The sequence below is a fragment of the Rahnella aquatilis CIP 78.65 = ATCC 33071 genome, assembly GCF_000241955.1.
GTDB classification, from domain to species: domain Bacteria; phylum Pseudomonadota; class Gammaproteobacteria; order Enterobacterales; family Enterobacteriaceae; genus Rahnella; species Rahnella aquatilis.
In genome coordinates, this window is the sequence record NC_016818.1 from 57,307 (window position 1) to 79,908 (window position 22,602).

20 protein-coding genes are annotated in these 22,602 nt (G+C 50.6%); 17 read left to right on the forward strand and 3 right to left on the reverse strand.

Annotated features, from left to right (window positions below; all coding sequences use genetic code 11):
* Positions 1–10 precede the first annotated feature (10 nt).
* The 16 genes from fdxH (at position 11) to RAHAQ2_RS00320 (ending at position 17,018) form a co-directional block, all read left to right on the forward strand.
* Positions 11–922 carry a formate dehydrogenase subunit beta gene (gene fdxH / locus RAHAQ2_RS00245; protein WP_014333324.1) on the forward strand — a complete coding sequence of 304 codons (912 nt, stop codon included), beginning with the start codon at positions 11–13 and terminating at the stop codon, positions 920–922.
* Entirely contained in the window at positions 919–1,572 is a 654-nt protein-coding gene (gene fdoI, locus RAHAQ2_RS00250; RefSeq protein WP_014333325.1) for a formate dehydrogenase cytochrome b556 subunit, read from the forward strand. The genes fdxH and fdoI overlap by 4 nt, the downstream gene beginning before the upstream one ends.
* Positions 1,569–2,483: a formate dehydrogenase accessory protein FdhE gene (gene fdhE, locus RAHAQ2_RS00255; RefSeq protein ID WP_014333326.1), complete on the forward strand. Its 915-nt coding sequence runs from the start codon at positions 1,569–1,571 to the stop codon at positions 2,481–2,483. The genes fdoI and fdhE overlap by 4 nt, the downstream gene beginning before the upstream one ends.
* A gap of 85 nt (positions 2,484–2,568) precedes the next feature.
* The gene (locus tag RAHAQ2_RS00260) at positions 2,569–3,210 is read left to right on the forward strand and encodes a glutathione S-transferase (protein ID WP_014333327.1); all 642 of its coding nucleotides are present in this window, start codon (positions 2,569–2,571) and stop codon (positions 3,208–3,210) included.
* Between the two features lie 101 nt (positions 3,211–3,311).
* Positions 3,312–4,850: an acetaldehyde dehydrogenase ExaC gene (gene exaC, locus RAHAQ2_RS00265; protein ID WP_014333328.1), complete on the forward strand. Its 1,539-nt coding sequence runs from the start codon at positions 3,312–3,314 to the stop codon at positions 4,848–4,850.
* A gap of 345 nt (positions 4,851–5,195) precedes the next feature.
* Positions 5,196–5,789, forward strand: coding sequence for a DsbA family protein (locus tag RAHAQ2_RS00270; RefSeq protein WP_238532047.1), 594 nt, complete (start codon positions 5,196–5,198; stop codon positions 5,787–5,789).
* A 26-nt stretch (positions 5,790–5,815) separates the two neighbouring features.
* Positions 5,816–6,736: a lysophospholipid acyltransferase family protein gene (locus RAHAQ2_RS00275; RefSeq protein ID WP_238532048.1), complete on the forward strand. Its 921-nt coding sequence runs from the start codon at positions 5,816–5,818 to the stop codon at positions 6,734–6,736.
* A gap of 18 nt (positions 6,737–6,754) precedes the next feature.
* A complete protein-coding gene (locus RAHAQ2_RS00280; RefSeq protein WP_014333331.1) occupies positions 6,755–8,893 on the forward strand; it encodes a peptidase domain-containing ABC transporter in 2,139 nt (712 codons plus the stop codon).
* Positions 8,890–10,062: an efflux RND transporter periplasmic adaptor subunit gene (locus tag RAHAQ2_RS00285; protein ID WP_014333332.1), complete on the forward strand. Its 1,173-nt coding sequence runs from the start codon at positions 8,890–8,892 to the stop codon at positions 10,060–10,062. The genes RAHAQ2_RS00280 and RAHAQ2_RS00285 overlap by 4 nt, the downstream gene beginning before the upstream one ends.
* The gene (locus tag RAHAQ2_RS00290) at positions 10,049–12,001 is read left to right on the forward strand and encodes an ABC transporter permease (RefSeq protein ID WP_014333333.1); all 1,953 of its coding nucleotides are present in this window, start codon (positions 10,049–10,051) and stop codon (positions 11,999–12,001) included. Before RAHAQ2_RS00285 ends, RAHAQ2_RS00290 begins: the two co-directional genes overlap by 14 nt.
* Positions 11,998–13,428 carry an efflux transporter outer membrane subunit gene (locus RAHAQ2_RS00295; protein WP_014333334.1) on the forward strand — a complete coding sequence of 477 codons (1,431 nt, stop codon included), beginning with the start codon at positions 11,998–12,000 and terminating at the stop codon, positions 13,426–13,428. The genes RAHAQ2_RS00290 and RAHAQ2_RS00295 overlap by 4 nt, the downstream gene beginning before the upstream one ends.
* Positions 13,421–14,674, forward strand: coding sequence for a beta-ketoacyl-[acyl-carrier-protein] synthase family protein (locus tag RAHAQ2_RS00300; protein WP_014333335.1), 1,254 nt, complete (start codon positions 13,421–13,423; stop codon positions 14,672–14,674). Before RAHAQ2_RS00295 ends, RAHAQ2_RS00300 begins: the two co-directional genes overlap by 8 nt.
* Entirely contained in the window at positions 14,674–15,474 is an 801-nt protein-coding gene (locus tag RAHAQ2_RS00305) for a MaoC/PaaZ C-terminal domain-containing protein (RefSeq protein WP_014333336.1), read from the forward strand. The genes RAHAQ2_RS00300 and RAHAQ2_RS00305 overlap by 1 nt, the downstream gene beginning before the upstream one ends.
* Positions 15,475–15,491: 17 nt before the next feature.
* Positions 15,492–15,743 carry an acyl carrier protein gene (locus RAHAQ2_RS00310; protein WP_014333337.1) on the forward strand — a complete coding sequence of 84 codons (252 nt, stop codon included), beginning with the start codon at positions 15,492–15,494 and terminating at the stop codon, positions 15,741–15,743.
* On the forward strand, positions 15,743–16,480 hold the full coding sequence (locus RAHAQ2_RS00315) for an SDR family oxidoreductase (protein WP_014333338.1): 738 nt from the start codon (positions 15,743–15,745) through the stop codon (positions 16,478–16,480). Before RAHAQ2_RS00310 ends, RAHAQ2_RS00315 begins: the two co-directional genes overlap by 1 nt.
* A 355-nt stretch (positions 16,481–16,835) precedes the next feature.
* The gene (locus RAHAQ2_RS00320; RefSeq protein ID WP_014333339.1) at positions 16,836–17,018 is read left to right on the forward strand and encodes a DUF4762 family protein; all 183 of its coding nucleotides are present in this window, start codon (positions 16,836–16,838) and stop codon (positions 17,016–17,018) included.
* Between the two features lie 69 nt (positions 17,019–17,087).
* On the opposite strand, the gene RAHAQ2_RS00325 is transcribed toward RAHAQ2_RS00320, so the two are convergent.
* Entirely contained in the window at positions 17,088–18,323 is a 1,236-nt protein-coding gene (locus RAHAQ2_RS00325) for an MFS transporter (RefSeq protein ID WP_037040782.1), read from the reverse strand.
* Between the two features lie 238 nt (positions 18,324–18,561).
* Between RAHAQ2_RS00325 and RAHAQ2_RS00330 the strand changes: the two genes are divergently transcribed.
* Complete coding sequence (locus tag RAHAQ2_RS00330) at positions 18,562–19,557, forward strand: acyltransferase (protein WP_014333341.1); 996 nt, start codon at positions 18,562–18,564, stop codon at positions 19,555–19,557.
* 19 nt (positions 19,558–19,576) lie between these two features.
* Here the strand turns inward: RAHAQ2_RS00330 and RAHAQ2_RS00335 are convergent, their stop codons facing one another.
* Positions 19,577–21,568: an RNA-binding domain-containing protein gene (locus tag RAHAQ2_RS00335; RefSeq protein WP_014333342.1), complete on the reverse strand. Its 1,992-nt coding sequence runs from the start codon at positions 21,566–21,568 to the stop codon at positions 19,577–19,579.
* 100 nt (positions 21,569–21,668) lie between these two features.
* A complete protein-coding gene (locus RAHAQ2_RS00340) occupies positions 21,669–22,583 on the reverse strand; it encodes a GlxA family transcriptional regulator (protein WP_014333343.1) in 915 nt (304 codons plus the stop codon).
* Positions 22,584–22,602 lie beyond the last annotated feature (19 nt).

Here is a 22,602-nt window from a genome sequence, read left to right on the forward strand (position 1 = left end):
GAGGCGAATTATGGCAATGCAATCTCAGGACATACTGCGTAAGTCCGCAACCAACGGGTTCACGCCAGCGCCGCGTGCCCGTGACCATCAGCAGGAAGTGGCGAAACTTATCGACGTCACCACCTGCATCGGCTGTAAAGGCTGTCAGGTCGCCTGTTCCGAATGGAATGACCTGCGCGATGAGGTCGGTATCAATACCGGCGTTTACGATAATCCGATGGATCTCAGCGCAAAATCCTGGACGGTGATGCGTTTCTCCGAGGTTGAAGAAAACGGCAAGCTGGAGTGGCTGATCCGCAAAGATGGCTGTATGCACTGCGCCGATCCGGGCTGCCTGAAGGCTTGTCCGGCGGAAGGTGCGATTTTGCAATACACCAACGGCATCGTTGATTTTCAGTCGGAACATTGCATCGGTTGTGGTTACTGCATCGCCGGTTGCCCGTTCAACATTCCGCGCATCAACAAACAGGATAACCGTGCCTACAAATGCACGCTGTGCGTTGACCGTGTGAGTGTGGGTCAGGAACCGGCTTGCGTGAAAACCTGCCCGACCGGCGCGATTCATTTTGGTACCAAAACCGCGATGCAGGATTTAGCCGCAGAACGCGTCAGCGAACTTAAAGGTCGCGGTTTTGAACACGCCGGATTGTACGATCCGCAGGGCGTTGGCGGCACGCACGTCATGTACGTGCTGCATCATGCCGACAATCCTGAGCTGTATCACGGCCTGCCAAAAGATCCGGCCATCAGCGCCGCAGTCACTTTGTGGAAAGGTGTCTGGAAACCGCTGGCTGCGGTCGGCTTTGCCGTCACCTTCGCCGCGGCGGCATTCCACTTCCTCGGCGTGGGCCCGAATTACGTCAAAGAGGAAGAGCATGCAGAAGAGGAAGGAAAACATGACGATGAGGAGAAACGGCCATGAAAAAAGAGAAGTTAATCCAGCGCTATAACCTGGCAGAACGCCTCAATCACTGGATTGTTGCCTTTTGCTTTGTGACGCTGGCGCTCAGCGGCATCGGCTTCTTTTTCCCGTCCTTTAACTGGCTGATGAACGTGTACGGCACGCCGCAACTGGCACGCATTCTGCACCCGTTCTTTGGCGTGGTGATGTTTGTTTCTTTCCTCGGCATGTTCTTCCGCTACTGGAAGCACAACCTGCCGGAAAAAGACGACATCGTGTGGGCGAAAAATATCGGCAAGGTGCTGACCAACCATGAAGTTGGCGACACCGGACGCTACAACTTCGGCCAGAAATGCGTGTTCTGGGCGGCGATCAGTTGTCTTGTGCTGCTGATGGCCAGCGGCGTCATGATCTGGCGTCCGTGGTTTGCAGATTACTTCCCTATCCCGCTGATCCGTCTGGCGCTGCTGGTGCATTCGCTGGCCGGAATCGGGCTGATTCTGGTGATCATCATGCATGTCTACGCCGCGACCTGGGCGAAAGGGTCGATCGCGGCGATGACCGGTGGCAAAGTGCCCGCGTCATGGGCGAAGTATCACCATCCACGCTGGTACCGTCAGGTGCGTGAGGAAGAACAGAAAAAAGAACAAGACGAGAGGAAAGCCGGATGAGCATCCAGATTGTTTCACAGGATGAACTGGCAGACGGTAAAACCACGGCGGGGAATATCCCGCCGGTACTGTTCGCCAACCTGAAAACGCTGTATCAGCGCCGCGCGGACCGCCTGCGTGCGCTGGCAGAAGACAGCCCGCTCGACGGATATCTGAATTTTGCTGCGGCGATTTGCGACGCCCAGCAGCGCGTGCTGAAAGAATTCCCGCTCAGTATCGACCTGAGTCAGGAATTAGAGAAAGCCGCCGGTAAACCGCCGCTCGATTGCCGTCTGTTTCCGCGAACGCCACACTGGCTGACCTTGCTGGATGCGCTGATCCTGGTGCTGAAACACGGGGCGTCAGAACCGGTGCCTGGCGTACTTGAGCGCCTTGAACAATCCCCGAGCCTGCAACGGGAAATGATGGCGACGCAGTTGCTGAATCAGGATTTCAAACACGTTCCCGCTGACAAAGCGCCGTTTATCTGGGCGGCATTGTCGTTGTACTGGGCGCAGATGGCGGCGCAGTTGCGGGGTGTCGGGCGGGCGGATTATGGCGAAAATCGCCAGTTCTGTCCGGTGTGCGGCAGCGTGCCGGTTTCAGCGGTGGTCGCGTTTGGCGCTCACAGCGGCCTGCGTTATCTGCACTGCAATCTGTGTGAAAGCGAATGGCATGTGGTGCGCGCGAAATGCAGTAACTGTGATGAAATGGAACATGTCAATCTCTGGTCCATCGACGATGAGCAGGCGACGGTGAAAGCCGAAGCCTGTGACGATTGCGGTGCTTATCTGAAAGTGATTTATCAGGATAAAGACCCGCAGGCTGACGCAGTGGCGGACGATCTTGCCACGCTGTTACTCGATGACCGGATGGAAGACAAAGGCTTTTCCGGCAGCGGCATCAACCCGTTCCTGTTTCCCGCTGAGTAACCGGTAAATCTGGCAGCCGTGACTGGTAAACCCCGGCATGGCTGCTAGCTTTAAAAGAGGTTCCGGCGAAAGCGAGGAGGGTCTGATGAAGTTGATCGGCAGTTATACCAGCCCGTATGTGCGCAAAATTTCGGTGATGTTGCTGGAAAAAGGCATCCCGTTTGATTTTATTAACGACACGCCCCATGAACCGGGCTGCAAAATTATACAGTACAATCCCCTCGGAAAAGTCCCCGCGCTGGTCGCCGATGACGGCGAAGTTTTTTATGATTCCCCGATCATTGTGCAGTTTATCGAACTGATGAATGTCGCGCCCACGTTGTTGCCGTGGCAGCCGCTGGACGCGTTACGTGTGAGGCAAATCGAAGCGCTGGCCGACGGCGTCACTGATGCCGCCGTAGCGCTGGTGCTGGAAGGCCGCCGCGATGCTGATAAACGTAATGAAGCCTGGATTTTGCGCCAGCGGGAAAAGCTGCTGCGCGGCCTGGATGCACTGGAAAAGCATGCGGAAAACCGTACATTGCTCAATTCTGAAAGCCTCAATGTGGCCGATATTGCCGTCGCCTGCTGTCTGGGCTATCTCAACTTCCGGCGTATCGCGCCGGGCTGGTGTGTCGAGCATCCCGAACTGATAAAACTGGTTGAACGCCTGTTCCAGCGCGAGAGTTTTGCGTGCACCACCCCCCCCGGAAGTGGTAACGCCAGCTTTGCAGCAAAAAAGGTGTGAAGCCGCTCGAAGAGTTCTCTTTACATCCCGCCTGTTAGATTTTTACTGCCTAGACTTTATGCAGCGCTCTGCTAATCCCTGCTGTATAAAGGAGTTCCATCATGGCTTATGATAAAAATCCTCATGCCGTCAAACCGGAAGAATACGGTTTCCCGCTGAAACTCAAAAAACAATACGACAACTTCATTGGCGGTGAATGGGTCGCGCCGGTGAAAAAACAGTATTACGACAACCTGACGCCGGTGACCGGCGAGGTATTGTGTCAAGTGGCAAGTTCCAGCACCGATGACGTCGATCTGGCGCTGGATGCCGCCCATCAAGCGAAAGACGCATGGGGAAAAATGCCGGTGCAGCAGCGAGCAAACTTATTGCTGAAAGTCGCCGATCGCATGGAACAAAACCTTGAACTGCTGGCAAATGCTGAAACCTGGGATAACGGCAAACCGATCCGCGAAACCAGCGGCGCAGACGTGCCGTTAGCCATTGACCATTTCCGTTATTTCGCCTCCTGCGTGCGTGCACAGGAAGGCGGGATCAGCGAAATCGACAGCGAAACCGTAGCCTATCATTTCCACGAACCGCTGGGCGTGGTGGCACAAATTATCCCGTGGAATTTCCCGCTGCTGATGGCGTGCTGGAAAATGGCACCGGCGCTGGCGGCAGGTAACTGCATCGTGCTTAAACCGGCCAAACTGACGCCGCTGTCTGTTCTGTTGCTGATGGAACTGGTACAGGACATTCTGCCTGCTGGCGTCATTAACGTGGTCAACGGCGCGGGCGGGGAAATTGGCGAATATCTGGCGACCTCCAAACGTATCGCCAAAGTTGCTTTCACCGGTTCGACGGAAGTCGGCCAGCGGATCGCCGGCTATGCCGCACAAAACCTGATCCCGGCTACGCTGGAACTGGGCGGTAAATCGCCGAATATCTTCTTCGCCGACGTGATGGATAAAGAGGACGAATTCTTCGACAAAGCGCTGGAAGGGTTCGCGCTATTTGCTTTCAATCAGGGTGAAGTCTGTACCTGTCCGAGCCGTGCGCTGGTGCAGGAATCTATCTACGAACGCTTTATGGAACGGGCGATCAAACGGGTTGAAGCGATCAAAACCGGTAATCCGCTGGATATGGAAACCCAGATGGGGGCGCAGGTTTCAGCCGGGCAGATGAAAACCATTCTGGATTACATCGAAATCGGTAAGAAAGAGGGGGCGGAAGTGCTGACCGGCGGTGCGAAGAAAAAACTTGAAGGCTCGCTGAACGAAGGGTATTACCTGCAACCGACCATTTTGCTGGGTAAAAACAACATGCGCGTCTTCCAGGAAGAAATTTTCGGACCGGTTCTGGCGGTAACAACGTTCAAAGATATGGATGATGCGCTGCAAATCGCCAATGATACGGCTTACGGGCTGGGGGCGGGCGTCTGGAGCCGTGACGGCAATGTGGCGTATCACATGGGGCGCAACATTCAGGCTGGTCGTGTCTGGACCAACTGTTACCACGCGTATCCGGCACATGCGGCGTTCGGTGGCTACAAACAGTCCGGTATCGGGCGTGAAACCCACAAGATGATGCTGGATCACTACCAGCAAACCAAATGCTTACTCGTTTCTTATTCGAGTAAACCGCTGGGATTATTCTAACCTTAGGATAAATGTTACAAAATATATTTTTTGTTTTTAATGGCGATAACCTGAATATGCGTTATCGCCATTAAATATATTTAATACATTATGAATAATATGATAATTGCCCTTCGTTATCGTAGTGCGTAAGATGCCCTCCTTACAGTTTTATTTCATGGCTAAATAGTCTTTATTATACATCGGCTGACATATTTCATATGTTCACATAACCTCTTGATAATCATCGATTGTAAATAAACTTTATGCTGTGTCTTTTTGCATGAGAGAGCGGGAATGTCCAGGAAGCTATTATATTTTTTCATCTACACACTATTTATTTGTTTATTATCAATTGGTTGTACCGTGGCCTATTATCAATATGTGGTGCTTGATTCAGGGGCAGAATCCTTGATTCAGATGGATGAAGGAAAGGTATCGAACAGCCCGTTAAAAGACAGCGACGTGTTAGTGGAAATAATGTCTTATGGCTGCCATTTTTGCGCCATTAATGACAAAGCTATTACTGAATTAGAAACGCGGCTGCCACAAGGGGTAAGAGTTGTCCGTCTGCATCTGGAAAACACCGGTTCACGTGGTTTGGCTCGCTACGCCCGACTTTTTGCAACATTACAGGTCATGGGAATAGAACCGCAGTATCGTGAAAAAGTGTATGCCGCTATTATCGATGACAACAAAGATCTCTCTGATAATATTATCTTAAATCGCTGGTTGTCGACGAACAGTATTGATGTCGAAAAATATCACGCCGTGGAAGCATCACAGGAAACAACAGACCTTATAAAATATATGAATGATGTCAGTCATTATTATGATGTCTCCGCGACGCCTGCTTTTATTGTCAATAAGAGGTGGGTTGCGTTCCAGGATCGTGATTTCGATAAGTTCGGTGACCATTTGCTCTCATTACTGAAAAATAATAAACCACTGGAACAATGATGCGTTTCCTTCCCGTATGGATTTATATGCAGAGTCTTTTTCTGCTTTCTAAAATAGAAAGACAAGGGCTCATATTCCTTCTGCGTGGATTGAAACAAACCCGATGGGTGCTGAATAAGATACCGCTGGGTGTCATTTTCGCAGGGTTGCATACAGTGAGACTTCTCCGGCTGACCGGTAAAGATCAAAACGCCCGTTCTCTCGTCGCCAGTGAAAATAAAAGATGCTTAACAGGCGATGACGGTAAAGTGGATTTTACCTGGACGGCGCAGCGCCGTAAGGCTCTGGATTACGCGGCAACATACGGTAAAAATAAAAAGGTCATCAGCCAACTCGATGCCTGTGCTGCCGAGCTAGATAAGATTGTTGTGCCGCTTCATCAGGCTAAGAAACCGGTTATGTTGGCCCCTCTGCACATGGTGTCAGATATTCTGGCTGGCATTGTGGCCAGTAAAACCTGTCCGGGTAAAGGCACGGTGATCGTCTCTTCCAATGCTGAACACTATATCGAACAGGACAGAATGAAAGGCGGCATAAATCTTGACTATTGCTCTATTCACAATAAAAGTCAGGATGTCGCGAAAAATATGATTTCTGCCTGCATGGAGGCGGCTGAAAATAAAAGCAATATCATTATTTTTCCGGACATCACACCGGACTATACAATAGCGACTGATAGTGCTTATTCCTCCAAGCTTAAATGCCGTTTATTTGATCGCCCTGCTAAATTACATAATGGCGTGGTCAGACTGGCAAAAATGCTCTCGGCGGACGTCGTGTTTTATTATTTGTATTATGACCGTGGGTTGAAAATACGTATTTTCCCCGCCGTCAGTGCAAAGAATGTGGCAGAAAAAATGCCGGAAATTATTGAGCATTCCATCAGAAGTCATCCTCAGGACTGGCTTTTATGGCATCTCCACTCTCTTTACTTTATTAATGAATAAATTCCAGAAGAAATCATAATGAGTCGTATTATTCCAGAGATGGTTTCACAAAGTGAAATCAATGAGTGTGGTTTAGCCTGTATTGCGATGCTGGCGGATACCCAGGGAGTCAGTGTGACTCTTCCTCAGTTGCGAGACGCTTATCCTATTTCAGTACACGGCACCTCTCTGGATACCCTGGCGACCATTTTATCAGATTACGCTATTCCGGTTTATCCCGTTTTATTTTCACCCGATGAAATTCAGGATTTACCGCTTCCTGCTATTCTTCATTATGGTGCGGGTCATTATGTTGTACTCGCTTACCGTAAAGGGGAAAGGGTGTGTGTCATGAACCCCGCAATCGGTCAGCAATTTTTAACCTTCGATGCGCTTAAAAAAGATATCAGTGGATATGCCCTGATAATAGATGAAGAGGCTGAGCCGAAAGAAACAAAATCCGCACCTGACCCTGCCGCGCCAAATAAATCATTTTTTGCCTGTCTGAGTCTGGAGCAAACGTCGAAAATAAAAGGTATTTATTTTCTGATGACGCTCGCTTTTCTTGTGTCGCTGACTTTATTTATTATGCCTGCCATGGTCGGACAGGCTATTAATGATGTCTTATCTGCGGCGGGGAAAGAAGATTTTCCTTATTTGCTTTTTCTACTCGCCTTTGTGATTTCGACAGCGCTGGCATTGTGGGTGCGTTCGGTCACGGAACAATGTGTAAAGCGCTTTGCGGTACTTAATAGTACGGCCGGATTTTCGCGGCTGCTGAGCAATTCCCTGCGTTTTTTTGAACGTCGGGCACCCGGCGAAGTCTTCAGTCGTTTTTCCGCATGGGAAACCGCCGCGTTGCAAAAGATTGAGCTGGATAACGGCCTGCGTACTGACTGGATCATCGGTCTTTTGGCGTTCATCGTCATGGCTTACATGAGTTTTTCGCTGGCGCTGGTCTCCCTGGCCGGTGTGACCCTGATGGGGCTGGTGAGCGTCTGGGCTATCTATCGTGATCGATTCTATGCCCAGCAAATGCAGGAACGTATCGCTGAACAAAACGAATACATCCTTGAGTCAATTCACGGTTTCACGACGATAAAATCCGCCGGTTTATACGAGCAGCGCAAAAGCATGTTCGCCACTTATACGCTGGCGCTGTTTAACTGTATTCAGAAAAAACAAATTTATGAGCAGGTGAAAAACAGCATTTATCAGATGGCTGGCAGCCTTGAAATGGTCCTTTTCATGTTTCTGGCGCTGCCTTTGCTGAAAAATGGGGTGATCTCTTTGGGCAGCTTTTTTGCCTACAGTTTTATCCGGCAGATTTTCTCTTCTTACATCACCAAGATTTTCTTTGCAGTATTGCAGAAGAACCAGTTGCACATCATCGACCAGCGTGCCGCCGATCTGTTCCCTGCCACTGATGTCTCCGGGAAAGCGCCTGCGCGGCAGGCACAAGTTTGCGAACCGTTTTCTTTTACCGGCCAGCTAAAATTCGAGGATATCGCTTTCCGTTATGACAGCGCGAAACCGACGCTGCACAGCATGACTTTTGCGGTTGAGCAGGGTCATACCGTGGCGATAGTCGGTGAGTCAGGTGCGGGAAAAAGCACACTCATCAAAATTATCGCCGGCTTGCTGATACCGGATGAGGGGCAGATCAGTCTTCAGGGCAATGAAATCACGTCGCATCAGATTGAAAAATTATGTTTCCTGCAAAGTCAGGAAGACATTCTGTTCAATACCAGTGTGCTTGAAAACATAACTTTATTTGATCCTCACTACGATGACAGCCAGCAAAACCGTATCAGCGCATTGCTCGAAGGGCTCGGCCTGACAGGGGTCATCGGGCAGCTTCCCGGCGGGATGAATGCCAGGATCCGGGAAAGTCATACCGGCCTTTCGCTTGGGCAGCGTCAGCGCCTGTTACTGGCCAGGGCAATGTACAGCAACCGGCCGGTATTAGTGCTCGATGAACCCACGGCAAATCTGGATGATGAAATGGCATCGCAGGTCATGATGTCCGTGATGGCACATTGTCATGAACAGGGAAAAACCCTGATTGTCGTCACACACAGTAAAACTATTCTCAACCAGTTTGACCATGTTTATCACCTCGACCACGGCCACTTGTTGCCTCATGACAGCAGGGTGATTCAGGGATGTGTCGCATGAACGTCCTGCGACGCTATCGCGTGTTCAGTATTGCCAGTCTGACGCTGTGTGTGTTCATCGCCGCCACCGCTTTGCTGATAGCCCACCGCACCGACAACTCTGCAACCCGTCATCACATTGATGTCATCGGGCGTGGCGATATACAAACCACGGTGATGACGACGGGTGTGCTTCAGCCTCTGAAAAAAATAAGTGTTGGCGCACAAGTGAACGGCCAGCTTAAGAAATTGCACGTAAAGCAGGGTGACAGGGTGAAGAAAGGTCAGCTGCTGGCTGAGATTGACCCTGTTATTCAGCAAAATGAATTGCGTAACGCGCAAGCCGAACTGCACAGTAACCGGGCGCAAATGCAGTCAGATAAAGCCCTGTTAAAGCAATATCAACTGGCGTTAACGCGGCAGAATAAAATGGCGCGCGACAGTGCGGGAGTGCAGAGCGATCTGGAATCCGCGCAGGCGCAATACGACGTGCAGCGTGAACAATTGAATATGGATGCTGCGCGGGTTGTACAGGCTGAGATTTCCGTCGAAACCGCCAAAGCCAATCTGGGATACACCCGAATTATCGCGCCTATTGACGGTGAGGTATTGGGCATTATCACTCAGGAAGGGCAGACCATCGTTTCCTCCCAAACTGCGCCGACCATCATGGTGCTTGCTGATATGAGCGTCATGCGGATACAAACTCGCATTTCCGAAACCGATATCCTCAAAACGCATCCGGGCCAATCTGTGTGGTTTTATGTGATGGCAGATCCGACACGACGGTATGAAAGCGTGATGGGGGCGATTCAGGATGCGCCCGAAGAAGCGCTGCGCGAATCGAATGAGAGTTCCGGCAATACTCAGCAGTCCACTGCGGTTTATTACAACGGCGAATTTACTATCAGCAATGAGCAGCGTCGACTGAAAACATCCATGACGGCAGAGGCTTATATCATTATCGGTGAGGTGAAAAATGCCCTGCTGGTGCCATTAACCGCTGTGGGTGAACGCTCCCCGGAAGGGCGCTATCACGTACAGGTGAGAGAGAAAGATAAAATCACTGACCGGCTGATTGAGCTTGGGATCAGGGATAACAAATTTGCAGAAGTGAAATCAGGTCTGGCGCAAGGCGATCGGGTGGTAAGTACAACCTCTGCTCCGGGAGACGCAGATGCCAGCCAGTGAGCCTCTGATTTTATTACACCATGTCTCGCGTGTTTTCAGTTCGGGAGATCAGCAGGTTTCGGTGCTTGACGACGTTTCGCTGTCAGTTCAGGCAGGTGAGATGCTCGCGATTGTCGGGCCTTCTGGCTCGGGAAAATCCACCCTGATGAATATCTTAGGCGGGCTTGATATCCCGGACAGCGGCGAGGTCCGCATTGCCGGAATTGATACCCTCAACGCCTCTCATGAGCAGCTTGCCGCTTTGCGAAGCAGCAATATTGGTTTTATTTTCCAGCGTTATCACCTTATGCCTTATCTGACCGCGGCGGAAAACGTTGCCGTACCGGCTCAGTACACCGCAATGCCGGAAAACGTTCAGGAGCAGCGTGCTGCCTACCTGTTGGAACATCTGGGGCTGAAGGAGAGAATGCAGCATAAGCCCTCCCAGCTTTCCGGCGGTCAGCAGCAACGGGTCAGTATCGCCCGCGCCCTGATGAACGGGGCGCCAATTATTCTTGCTGATGAACCGACCGGTGCGCTGGATGCGCAGAGCGGTCAGGAAATGATGGCGATTTTGCACGGACTTCATCAGTCCGGACATACCATTATTCTGGTGACGCATGACCGCAACGTTGCCTCTCAGGCAGAGCGAATCATTGAAATCAGTGACGGCAAAATCATTGCGGATACGCCTAATCCCAGCGTTCACCAGGCCAGCGTGCCGGTGGTATTGCTTCCAGCGGTCAATACGGGGCGTTCTTCATGGCGGCAAAGTCTTCATGATGCGATAAAAATGGCCTGGCGGGCGCTGAACGGGCACCGGGTCAGGGCATTGCTTTCTATGCTGGGGATCATTATTGGCGTGACGTCAGTGATTACTTCGATGGCGGTCGGTGAAGGCGCTAAGCTGAAAATAATTCGTGATATCAGCGCATTAGGCACCAGTACTGTGGCGGTTCGTCCCGGTCTTGGCTGGGACAATCCGCGGCCTGATCTCAGTGACTCCCTGACGCTCGGGGACGTCAGCACGCTGTCTGAGCTGCCTTTCGCTGTTCATGTTTCACCTGTTTTCACCCGTAACCTGGAGGCTCAGGTCGGCGGACGGCAAATGTTTTTTAATCTCACGGGGGTGAGCTCAGATTATTTTGCTGTGCACGATCTGGCCTTAAAAGAGGGGCGCAAACTCAACGAACACGATGTGGATGCCAGAGAGCCGGTTTTGCTGATTGACTCAGCCTCCGCTGAGACATTGTTTCATGAAGATAAAAATCCTTTAGGGGAAACAATTTATCTCAACAATGTGCCGTTGCGTGTTGTGGGGATTACGGCACCCAAAGGTTTAAAGAACATGGGTGGAGGCCTGAACGCCTGGATGGCTTATACGACGTTACAGGAACGTTTGACCGGACGTATGCCAGTCGGCGCGATTGAAATCCAGGTCGCGAAAGGTATGACGTTGAAAGAAGCACAGCGGCGTATTGAATATGTGCTCGAAAAATCCCACGGTCGGCGTGATTTCTTCATTGAAACCGACGATATGATGCTGGAAACCCTGCAGAAAACTTCCGACTCTTTGACATTGCTGATTGCCACGATTGCGGGTATTTCACTGGTTGTCGGCGGCGTGGGTGTCATGAACATCATGCTGGTTTCGGTAGCCGAACGTATGCATGAAATAGGCATCCGGCTGGCTGTCGGTGCCCGCGCGGTGGATATCATGCGCCAGTTTCTGATTGAGTCGGTGGTGGTCTGCCTGTTTGGCTGTGTGGTGGGGGTGATTGTCACGTTTGTCGCAGGAACACTCTTCTCTGTGCTGACAAATCGATTCGAAATGGTGTTTACGCCGTTACCGATATTTTACTCCTGCTGTTTCTCGGCCCTGATTGGTCTGGGTTTTGGATTCTTTCCGGCCCGTTTCGCCGCCCGGATGAAACCGACGGAGGCGCTGGCCAGAGAATGAAAATACTCTTTACAGCGATACTGGCATGTTGTCTGGCCGGATGCGGGGCTTTTCTCAAAACACCTTATCAGCAACCTGAGTTGAATTTGCCGCAAGACTGGCAGAACAAACAAACGGGCACGGCCTGGCTTACCCATACCCCGCAATGGTGGCGTGTTTTTAATGATCCACAGTTTTCTCAGATGATCAGCGATGTGCTAATCCACAATGATGATCTGGCTATCGCCGGTTACCGGTTGCGTCAGGCTGCGCTGGATGCGGGGCTGAGCAACACGAATCTGACGCCTGATGTCAGTGCCGGGGGAGAGGCCAGCAACAGTAAAAACACCCGGCGCAATACCGCCGCCCATGAAAATTATAATGCTTCTGTCACAACGAGTTATGAGCTGGATCTGTGGGGCAAGCTGGCGCGGACGCGTGAACAGGCGCAATGGCAGATGAATGCCACCGCCCTTGACCGGCAAAATACAGCGTTAATGCTGATCGGGACAACGGGCCAGTATTACTGGCAAATCGCCGCGCTTAACGAACAAATCGGCAATACCGAAAAAAGTATTCAACTGGCAATGGAAACCGAAAGGATAACCCGTTCCGGCTATGAGGCGGGGGCGATCAATCAGCTGGATGTGCTGCAGGCGCGGCAGTCAGTGATTGATCAAACCAATAGCTTGCGTGAGCTGAACCAACAAAGAGAAGAAGCGCGTAATGCGCTGGCGATTCTTTTCGGCCGTGCGCCGTCAGCACGTGCGCCGGAGAAAATGTTTCTCGATCCCCGGCAGACCATCGGGCTGACACCTGATTTGCCTTTATCGGTCATCAGCCGCAGGCCGGATGTGCAGTCGGCTGAATGGAAACTCCGGGCTTCACTGGCGGCGTCCGATGTGGCGAGGCTGAATTTTTATCCTTCCTTGTCATTAGGTGCCACGTTGGGAGCAGGCAGTGCGGTGTTCAGCGAGTGGTTTTCCAATCCGGCACGGACGCTGAGCAGCGGCCTGACGTTACCTTTTGTGCAATGGAATACGGTACAACTGACCGTAGAACGCTCAGAACTGGATGTCAGACAGGCGGCGGCTACCTTCCGTCAGTCGGTCTACAGCGCATTGTCTGACGTTGAAAATACAACCTCACAAAGAAACACTTATCAGGCTCAGCGTGAAGATCTTCTGGTTTCTCTTGGGCTGGGTGAGCAACGGCTGCGTTTAGCCAAAAGTCAGTATCTGGCCGGGGCGGTTTCCCTGCAAACCTGGCTGGATGCGCAAAGCAGCCTGCTGAGTGCTGAAAATCAGCTGGCGGATGCCCAGGCCCGATATCTCAATGCAACGTTGCAACTGTGGCTGGCGCTCGGCGGGGAAGTCAACCTCGATGAAATTATCGCCAGTGCCCATGTTAATACCCCTCCAGGGAAGGAAAATAAGCGTAATGGATAAGTCACATTCTTTAAAAAGAGTCGTCGTCACAGGCTACGGCGCCATCACTCCGTTGGGAATGAATGCGCATCAGAGCTGGGATGCCATCATGGCGTATGAAACAGGTTACCGGTATATCGACAGGCGTTCCGGGGGGATCAAATCCCGCTTCTTTGGCCTGATAGAGGGCGAACTTAACCTGAAATTTCTACCAGCCGGTATCCGCCGCCGGTTACCACGCTTTGCGCATTTAGCGCTTATTGCGGCACGTGAGGCGATGGAGATGGCTTTCGGCGATACGTCGCTGACGCAATATCATGCCGAACTTGATCGCGGCGCCATTATCGGCACAGGCTGGGGTGGGCTGGATGAAACGGTCAGTAATCACGATAAATATCGGGCAAGCGGCCTGGGGTCAACCTTCGGATGTTTTTACTCTATGCCCAGCATTGCCACTGCAGCTTGCAGCCAGCACTGGATGCTGAGGGGCTATCAGAATACGCCTTCTGCCGCTTGTGCAACCGGTACGATCGCCATAGGTGATGCTTTCAATGCTATCCAAACCGGGCGCGCAACCATGATGCTGGCGGGCGGTGCAGAATCATTACGTACCGACACGGCGGTCTGGAATATCGATGTCCTGAGCGCCCTGACCCGCGAAGAGCAGGACATCACCAAAGCCAGTTGCCCGTTCAGCCTTGAACGTAACGGCTTTGTGTTGTCCGAAGGCGCGGCGGTGTTATGCCTGGAAGACCGGGAGATCGCACTGGCGCGTGGCGCGACCATTTTGGGTGAGATCACCGGCTACGGTAATTTCTCTGATGCCGTCGATTTTACAGCACCGGCTGAAGACAAACTGGCTCGGGTCAATACCATTCAGGCTGCACTGAGTCAGGCGGGATTAAGCGCCGGTGAGCTTGACTACATCAATGCGCACGGGACTTCCACTCAGCTCAATGACCGCAATGAAACGGAATCTGTGAAGCTCGCGCTGGGTGAAAAAGCGTATGACATCCCGGTTTCCAGTACCAAGGGTTACAGCGGCCATCTCATTGCCGCAGCAGGAAGTTTCGAAAGCATTGTCTGCCTGCAGGCGCTTGAGCATCAGATTATGCCTGCCACTCATCATTTGAGACTGGCCGATCCTGCCTGCGATCTGGATTTCATTCGCGAAGGACACCGGCCTGCATCCCTGCAAAACACCCTCAATCTGAGCTTTGGTTTTGGCGGAGCCAATGCTGCATTAGTGATCAGCAGGGGGGAGTGATGAACTTATTCTACGGTGAGCAGGATGCACAAGCATGGGCAAAATTTTCGGGTGACTACAATCCGATTCATTTCGATTTACAGCATGCGCAGGCAATGGGACTGGAGAGCCTGACGGTTCACGGTATGCGCGCGTTGCTGGATATGAAAAATCATCTGAGTCATGCCGTCGCGCCGATGAATTCGGATTACTACCAGTTCAGCGCCCGTCTGCGGCAGGCGGTGAAGTGCCAGACACCTTACCGGCTTATCTCCGCCCTGAACGTGGCCGGTTCAGCAGCCAGCAGTCAGCTTACTGAGCTGGACTCAGGATTGTGCTGTTTTAGCGGCAAGCTGAACGGCACGCTTAAGCGGCCAGACGTAGATATCCCACTAAAACAAACCCTTACGGAGGAAGAACTTGCGGTATTGATTGCGGCATATCCGTCAGAGAAGTCAGAGACGATGTCATGGGAAGTCCTGGACGCGGTTTTATTTGAGCGGATCGTGAACATTCCCGAGACACTGGATTGTGTCCGGGAAGCGATACCACACCTGTCGGCGATGTCGCTGGCCGATGTGTTTAAGCTGATCCCTGTGGTGCAAACTCATCACGACGTGTTTTTTAACCATCAGCATCTGATTACCCCGGCTCGGGAAGCTGTTGGCAGACCCTTCCGTTATGGCCTGCTGCCCGTATTGATCATCGGAAACGCAGAGCAGGGTTTTGTTATCCGCATGACCATCCAGGGAGGGTATGACGCACATCCCTCAATCATGACCGCGATAACCCTGAAAACCTGGCCTGTTCAGACACATTAAAGACTAAGGAAAGAAAAATGAGTGAAGTAATAAAAAGTGAAATTTACAGCATTGTGTGTGAAATGTTATGCGATGCGAAAGACCTTGAACCAGAAACATTAAGTGAAGATCTTCCGCTTAAAAGCCTGAAGCTCGACAGTCTGGATTATGTTGAGTTAATGGTGCTGGTGAAGCGTGAGTTTGATATTTCTCTCAGCGCGGATATGTTTATTGAACACCCCGATATGACGCTGGGGGAAATGTGTCAGATGCTGGAAGCATTACGTTAATGAATACCCGGAAATGGATACTGATTACCGGAGGTAGTCGGGGAATAGGCAAGGCTATGGTTATTCGCCTGTCAAAAAAATACGATATTGTCTTTACCTGGAATACGAATGCTGATCAGGCTCAATCTGTTGAAAAGGATTGCGCGGATACCTTTGGTGAAGTCAGAGGATATTGTTGCGATGGCAGAAATGAAGAACAGGTTAGCCTGCTTGCCCGGTTGTTGCTCACAGAACGGGGAGCGCCATACTGCATTATCCATAATGCGGGGATAACACGGGATGCTTTACATATTAAGCAGACTTCTGCCGACTGGCATGATGTTATCAATACCAATCTTAATGCGATATTTCACTGGAATCAGCATTTGCTGCCACCCATGCTGGCGCGCGGCGAAGGGAGTGTCATCATGATGTCTTCTGTTTCTGCACAGAAAGGGAATGTCGGACAGGTTGCATACAGTGCTACAAAAGCGGCAATGACCGGCATCACACGATCACTGGCGCTGGAAGTTGCCCGCTTTGGCATCAGGGTGAACAGTCTTTTACCGGGCGTCATTGAAACGGAAATGACGGCTGCCCTGAGGGATGAGGAACGTAAGGCATTACGTTCTCATATCCCTTTGCGCAGATTAGGAAAAGCCGATGAAATTGCACTGATGGCTGATTTTTTATTAAGTGAATCCGGCAGTTATATTACCGGTCAAAGTATTATTATAGACGGAGGACTGAGCGCCTGATAAGTTAAAATAAACCTTCTTAATACAGTTTATTTTTATTATTGTGATTTATTTTGCAAGGGGTTGTTGTATGCGGATAATATGATTTTAAATTTATAATTATTTAATATAAATGAGTTGATGATATTATATTATTTGTTTATCATACTGCTTATCCCGATGTTAGCTGTCAACGCAGAATATTTTACGGCAATTTATTGCTGGCGTTAAGTTTTGCAAGTATTAAATGATCTGGTGATATTAATATTCACTTCGTGAATATTAATGGGTTGGGTTATTTATAAAGTGCTGTAATGAAGTTGAAGTGAGTGTTATTTAATTAAATATGTTTAACTTTTAATAAGGAAATTAATCAATGAAGAAAATTACTACAGAAGTTGCAAAAGAAATCATCGGCGGCAAAGATTCATGTGAAAGCTCTTATCAGTGGAATGGCAACCGTTGTGAGTATCAAACACGTTGTTATGACAAGCATGGTAACCTTTCTTCTAAATCCGCTACTCAGGCTGGCAGCACCTACTATTGCCAGCCTAAATAAGCCGTTAGAAGCCAATACCTGTAATTAACGTAAAGACATGGTTGAGTTATCTTCCATGTCTTTTTATTTTCAGGCGCTCGCACCTGTAATCACAATTTGCCTGCTGCGCAGAAACACCACTACCAGCGCCAGCCAGGCGAGGCCGCTAATCAGGTTGAACAGGTTAAACATCCCCGTACCGCCTTCAACGTAAGCCACTTTTGCCAGCTCAATCCCGAGCGTGAATATCATCATGCTGATGACGCCCATTGCCGCAGAAACAGTGCCTTTGCTCATGTCGCTGGAGAACAGCGTCAGGCGGTACAAACCGGCATTCGCCACCCCAATCCCGAACGCATACAGGCTCAGACCCGCAGTCATCCACAGATACGCATGCGCGGAAAACAGCGTAGCCACTGCGGCGATCAACAGGCCGACCACCATCGGACCCGCACCCAGCTTAATCAGGTATTCGACGGTGCGTTTGCCGGACAGGCGTGCCAGCGTCACGTTACCGATGATCAGCGCGCCGAAAATTGGCACCTGCAACAACCCGTAATCGTAGGCCGCTAAGCTTTCACCGCTGATTAAAATCACCGGCGACTGCGCAATCCACGTCAGCAGCGGCAGGCTGGCAAAACCAATTGCCAGTGCGCCGCACAGGAATTGACGGTTTTTCAGCACATGTTTGTAATCGCGCAGCAGACTCGGCATGGAGAAGGGTTCACCCAGACGGGAAGCGGTCTCCGGCATGGATTTCCATAACCCCCACAGCGCAATGGCGGCAAGTACAGCGAAAATCACAAACATCGACTGCCACGGCGCAACGTGGATCAGCGCCGCACCGGCCAGCGGACCGAGCAGTGGCGCAATCAGCGCGACGTTCGCCATCATGGCGGTGATTTTAATACACACCGATTCCTCGAAGGATTCCTGTATCGCGGCATAGCCGACCGCGCCGATAAAGCACAAGCTGATGCCTTGCAGGAAACGCATCACCATAAACTGCTCGATGTTTTGCGCAAACAGAATTGCCAGACAGGTGATGATGAAAAAACTCACGCCCGCGAGCATCACCGGACGACGCCCGCGCCTGTCGGACAGCGGGCCGAGCAGCCATTGCAGGAACATGCCGCCAGCCAGATACGCGGTCATGGATGTCGGCACCCACTCTTCCCCGGCATTAAAATTAGCCACGACGGCCAGCATGCCCGGTTGGATCATATCGTTACCGATATAGGTCGCGAACTCGAACAGCACCAGGCACAGAGGGAACAAAAGCGCCTGCCGTCCCAGAAGGGACGCAGTATTTGGAGAATTATGCATTTTTAGTTATTTCACAGACGTAAGGCTAATCATTTGAAAATTAGCAGAAAATAAGAGACTGTCCGGGCGGGTTTCGCAGGCGAGGCAGTAATACCCGCTATTTTGCCGATTATTTGAGCGCAACGCAATATTCAGATTCACCTTAAGCACAATCTGAGATTGGCACTTTTGCCTTGTTAGCCGTCTAAAAGCTGGCTACGCTGCAAACAACCCATCGGTAAGAAGGAAAATGCAGGGAATGAGCCAAAAAATCAGCTGGATAGATAATCTGCGCGCGCTCGCCTGCATGATGGTGGTGATGATCCACGCCAGTACGTCACTGGTGGTCAATTTCGCTGCGGTACATACCGCTGAATGGACAGTGGCAAACCTGCTCAATTCTGCCTCACGCGTCTGTGTGCCGTTGTTCTTTATGATTTCCGGCGCGCTGTTTTTGGGGGAAAAGAGCGCGCAAAAACGGCATTTTCTGCGTGTCACATTATGTTTGCTGTTCTATAGCGCCGTCTCGCTGATTTATATCCTTACGATGACAAAAATAGGATTTTGGCCGTCTCTGCGTCTGATTGTCGAAAAACCGGTGTTTTACCACCTTTGGTTCTTCTACGCCATTATCGTGATTTACCTGCTTTCCCCGCTGATTAACGTTAAAGCTGTGTCCGGCAGATATCTGCTGATCGCCGGAATGCTGCTCGGCGTGCTGGCGAACCCGCAGCTTCCTGCCGTGACGTGGCAGAAAATCCACCTTCTGCCACTGGATTTGTACATCAGCGGCGATACCTTCTATTACGTGCTTTATGCCCTGATGGGCCGCGCCATCAGCCAGCTCAATACCGAAAAAACGGCGATTACGCTGGCCGCCAGCGGCACGTTTATCCTCAGCACGCTGGCGATTGCCACGGGCACATACCGGCAGATGCAGATTAACCAGAACTTCGCTGACACGTTTTACGTCTACAGCGGTCCGCTGGTGTTTATCTCCGCCATCGCGCTGTTCGTGGTGTTCAAAAACACGCTGGCACACCGTATTTTGCCGGGATTTGCGCTGATTTCCCGTCATTCACTAGCCATCTACGGTTTTCATGCGCTGATCATCATTGGCCTGCGCAACCAGCATCTCGACTTTCCGCAATTCCCGCTGCTGAACCTGGTCTTTTTGTTTATCTGCGGACTCGGCGGCGGGCTCTTACTGGCAATGGGGTTGGGGAAAATAGACCGGCGGAACTGGGTGAGCTGAATACTCTGAAACGCAGTTGTTATGTCACGGTATAGCCTTGTTTTGGGGTATTTGGCTTATTGGGGAAAGCCAGTTTTAATTCACCTTTTTCAACCATGGGTTTTAAATGGCTTTGTCTGATATTTTGAGATGTTCTGTTTGTAAAATCACTTAAAACTGAGATAGCGATGTAATGTTCATTACACAAAGTACTAATAACATCTCGCATCTCTTCGTTGGTTAATCTTCTTTTCACCCTCGCAGGTTTTGCAAGACTTAATAAATTGTTTTTAAATGATAATTCCAACACGTCAAGCTGATCTACAAAGGGTCTGTCTAATAAAGGGCTTATAAATCTGCCGTGAGGATCTCGATGCTCATCTATTCTCGGTATCATAGCATCATGGCTTATCGGATTACTTTTGCTATGCGTTGAGTCCCCTTCACTATGCGTTAAGTCTCCTTCACTATGCGTGAAGTCAGAGATCAGGCTTAACGCATTTGAAAATACTTCTTCGGGGGAAGGAGGTTGTTCCATTCCCGGCAGGCTGTAAGATTTATCCTTACGCTCACCACTAGAAACCAGAAAACCTTTAGCCTCAAGGCGAGGTAACGCCAGCGTGACATCCCGCGTGTGTTTGCTCGTCAGTTGGCAGGCTCTTTGGTGATTAATCCACCCTTCAATCGCCGCAGTAGTTACGATCATGCGCTCAAAGTCATCAAGAGTACTGAACCTGGTACCGAAGAGTTTTTGGAGTTGCGCTGAAATGTATTCAGGAATCAAGCTCGCAGTTGAAAGCTCTAGTAATGTTTGCTCGGTATGCTCAGTTTTCTCATAAAGTTTTGGTGCGCGCCAGTTTGCGGATTGCCAGCCGCTATAAATTTTCGGGATACCGGAACCGGCTCGTTCTCCAGCACCAATATTGAGAAACATCTGGTGCATGCGCCGGTTTCGACAATCAGTTTCACCGCCTTTTATTGCTATTTCTGGCGGGATTCTCATGAGCCCAGGGTTGCGAAAACCAAACATATCGGGGCGTTTAACTATTAATATAGATGCGCGTCCTGTGTAATCAGAATGAACGAGTGTATTAACTAAGGCTTCACGTAGCGCAACATGAATTAATGTATCATCCTGGCGCACACCATCTTTAATTTTGAATGGAATCTTTAGGTCTGTTGTTAGTTTTCGATACGTTCGTCGATAAAAATCAAAGATATTTCCTGACCAGGTGCCATCAGGGCATAAACGATCTACCCAGCGTAACTCGGTCTTTGCTTCCGGGCGTTCCTGATAGTCGACGAAGTAATGAGGTACTGCATCCTGAATAGCTTGCCAGGTTCCAAACATCAGAATACCAGCGAGAGTGATTCCTTCCTGACCCGATTGTCGATCTTTACGCCAGCCTCCAATTTTGGCCATAAGATCAAAATTATTAAGCTCTAACCATAGATGTTGTGGTTTCGCAATCGCTAAAAGTTGTTTATAAGCATTCAGACTTTCTTGTTCAATATCATTCAGGTCAAAGCCAGTGAGAATTTTATCATCTCGGCTATCCTCAACCTGTTCTGCCAGCATTCTCTTTACTTGCTCCTGAGAACAATGGCGATCGCCTTCATGAAGCCTGATATAAGTAAACTCAAGAGGATTCTTTTTAAGGAAAATAGGCTTTTGATGTCGGGTTGCAATAGGAATATGGATCACAAGGATGAGTTTGCTATCAAGAAGTGTTGTTTGCACATCTGCATCTGTTAGCAAATTTATATTTACCAGATTTGGATTGTTAAGGTTGTTAAACAACTCTTTTTTGATTTTTTCCGGATCATTAATTCCTACAGGAATGAACTCGCCCTTTTTTTCTTTGACGCCTAAGACAACATAGCCTCCTCGGGTATTAGCCATTGCACTATATGTTGGCCAAAAATCCTGAGGCAATTTTCCCTGACCATCCTGCCCTTGTGCTTGTTTAAATTCTAACTCGACAGATTCAGCAAGGGTTTGGAGGTCAATTAAGTCTGTTATCTTAAACATCTCAATTTCCTGAAGTCACGGTTAAGTCCTGAAGAAAGTTTATTCTTAATCAGGAGAAAATAATATACGTGTTCTTGTGACTTCCCAGTTGACCTGATATTCACGCCCACCGTTCCTGCGCACGGCGCAATTGCCTTGCAGAGGAGAACCCCGCAGCCAGAGCCGCTTTTTCAATCCCCGCGCCCTGCTGAAGGCGCTGTTGCGCCACGGCGATACGCAACTGCTCGTGGTAGTCACGCACGCTGATCCCCAGATGCTGGCGGAACAAACGGGTGAGGTGGCGTGCGCTGATGTGCGCTCTGGCAGCGACCTCTTCCACCTGCCAGGCGGATTCCGGTTCGGCGGCCATCAGATTTTGTGCGCGGTGAACTGCGGGGTGCAGATGATTACGGTAACGCAGCCATGGAGAGAGTTGCGGATCATCACCGCCACGGCGAAAATACACCACCATTTCGCGGGCGACATCCAGCGCCGCCTGCGGCCCCAGATGCGTGGCGATCAGGTGCAGTGCCAGATCGATACCGGCGCTGATGCCCGCGCTGGTCAGCACGGAACGGTCTTCAACAAATATCCGGTTATCTTTTACCTGTGCGGCGGGCACCTGCTGGCGCAACTGCCCGATTACGTCGTGATGTGTGGTGCACTGATAGCCGTCGAGCAGCCCGGCTTTTCCGGCCAGCAGGCTGCCGGAGCAGATACACACCAGCGTTAAATCCCCTGCGTCAATGACGCTTTTTTGCTGATGCAGCCAGTCGCAGGTCGTCTGCGCCACCATTGAGCTGAAGTTTTCAGCGGATTCCGCCACGCCCGGCATGATCAGAATGCTGCCCTCTGGCAGGCTTTGCGGCAATGGCTGCAAATGGCTGACCATCAGGCCGGTAGACATCATGACTTCCGGCTGCGGCCCGATGTAGTGCAGCCGGAATTGCCCGCTCAGGCGCAACGCTTCCGCCGGGCCGGTCAGATCCAAAGACATCACGCCGGGGAGCGTCACAAAGTAGACATTTCGCTGCATAGTGCTTCATCCGTCCGCA

What these genes read in the sequence shown, in the direction of transcription:
- fdxH (WP_014333324.1), top strand. Translation starts at nt 11, where the DNA reads ATGGCAATGCAATCTCAGGACATACTGCGTAAGTCCGCAACCAACGGG.
- fdoI (WP_014333325.1), top strand. Translation starts at nt 919, where the DNA reads ATGAAAAAAGAGAAGTTAATCCAGCGCTATAACCTGGCAGAACGCCTC.
- fdhE (WP_014333326.1), top strand. Translation starts at nt 1,569, where the DNA reads ATGAGCATCCAGATTGTTTCACAGGATGAACTGGCAGACGGTAAAACC.
- RAHAQ2_RS00260 (WP_014333327.1), top strand. Translation starts at nt 2,569, where the DNA reads ATGAAGTTGATCGGCAGTTATACCAGCCCGTATGTGCGCAAAATTTCG.
- exaC (WP_014333328.1), top strand. Translation starts at nt 3,312, where the DNA reads ATGGCTTATGATAAAAATCCTCATGCCGTCAAACCGGAAGAATACGGT.
- RAHAQ2_RS00275 (WP_238532048.1), top strand. Translation starts at nt 5,816, where the DNA reads ATGCAGAGTCTTTTTCTGCTTTCTAAAATAGAAAGACAAGGGCTCATA.
- RAHAQ2_RS00280 (WP_014333331.1), top strand. Translation starts at nt 6,755, where the DNA reads ATGAGTCGTATTATTCCAGAGATGGTTTCACAAAGTGAAATCAATGAG.
- RAHAQ2_RS00285 (WP_014333332.1), top strand. Translation starts at nt 8,890, where the DNA reads ATGAACGTCCTGCGACGCTATCGCGTGTTCAGTATTGCCAGTCTGACG.
- RAHAQ2_RS00290 (WP_014333333.1), top strand. Translation starts at nt 10,049, where the DNA reads ATGCCAGCCAGTGAGCCTCTGATTTTATTACACCATGTCTCGCGTGTT.
- RAHAQ2_RS00295 (WP_014333334.1), top strand. Translation starts at nt 11,998, where the DNA reads ATGAAAATACTCTTTACAGCGATACTGGCATGTTGTCTGGCCGGATGC.
- RAHAQ2_RS00300 (WP_014333335.1), top strand. Translation starts at nt 13,421, where the DNA reads ATGGATAAGTCACATTCTTTAAAAAGAGTCGTCGTCACAGGCTACGGC.
- RAHAQ2_RS00305 (WP_014333336.1), top strand. Translation starts at nt 14,674, where the DNA reads ATGAACTTATTCTACGGTGAGCAGGATGCACAAGCATGGGCAAAATTT.
- RAHAQ2_RS00310 (WP_014333337.1), top strand. Translation starts at nt 15,492, where the DNA reads ATGAGTGAAGTAATAAAAAGTGAAATTTACAGCATTGTGTGTGAAATG.
- RAHAQ2_RS00315 (WP_014333338.1), top strand. Translation starts at nt 15,743, where the DNA reads ATGAATACCCGGAAATGGATACTGATTACCGGAGGTAGTCGGGGAATA.
- RAHAQ2_RS00320 (WP_014333339.1), top strand. Translation starts at nt 16,836, where the DNA reads ATGAAGAAAATTACTACAGAAGTTGCAAAAGAAATCATCGGCGGCAAA.
- RAHAQ2_RS00325 (WP_037040782.1), bottom strand. Translation starts at nt 18,323, where the DNA reads ATGCATAATTCTCCAAATACTGCGTCCCTTCTGGGACGGCAGGCGCTT.
- RAHAQ2_RS00330 (WP_014333341.1), top strand. Translation starts at nt 18,562, where the DNA reads ATGAGCCAAAAAATCAGCTGGATAGATAATCTGCGCGCGCTCGCCTGC.
- RAHAQ2_RS00335 (WP_014333342.1), bottom strand. Translation starts at nt 21,568, where the DNA reads ATGTTTAAGATAACAGACTTAATTGACCTCCAAACCCTTGCTGAATCT.
- RAHAQ2_RS00340 (WP_014333343.1), bottom strand. Translation starts at nt 22,583, where the DNA reads ATGCAGCGAAATGTCTACTTTGTGACGCTCCCCGGCGTGATGTCTTTG.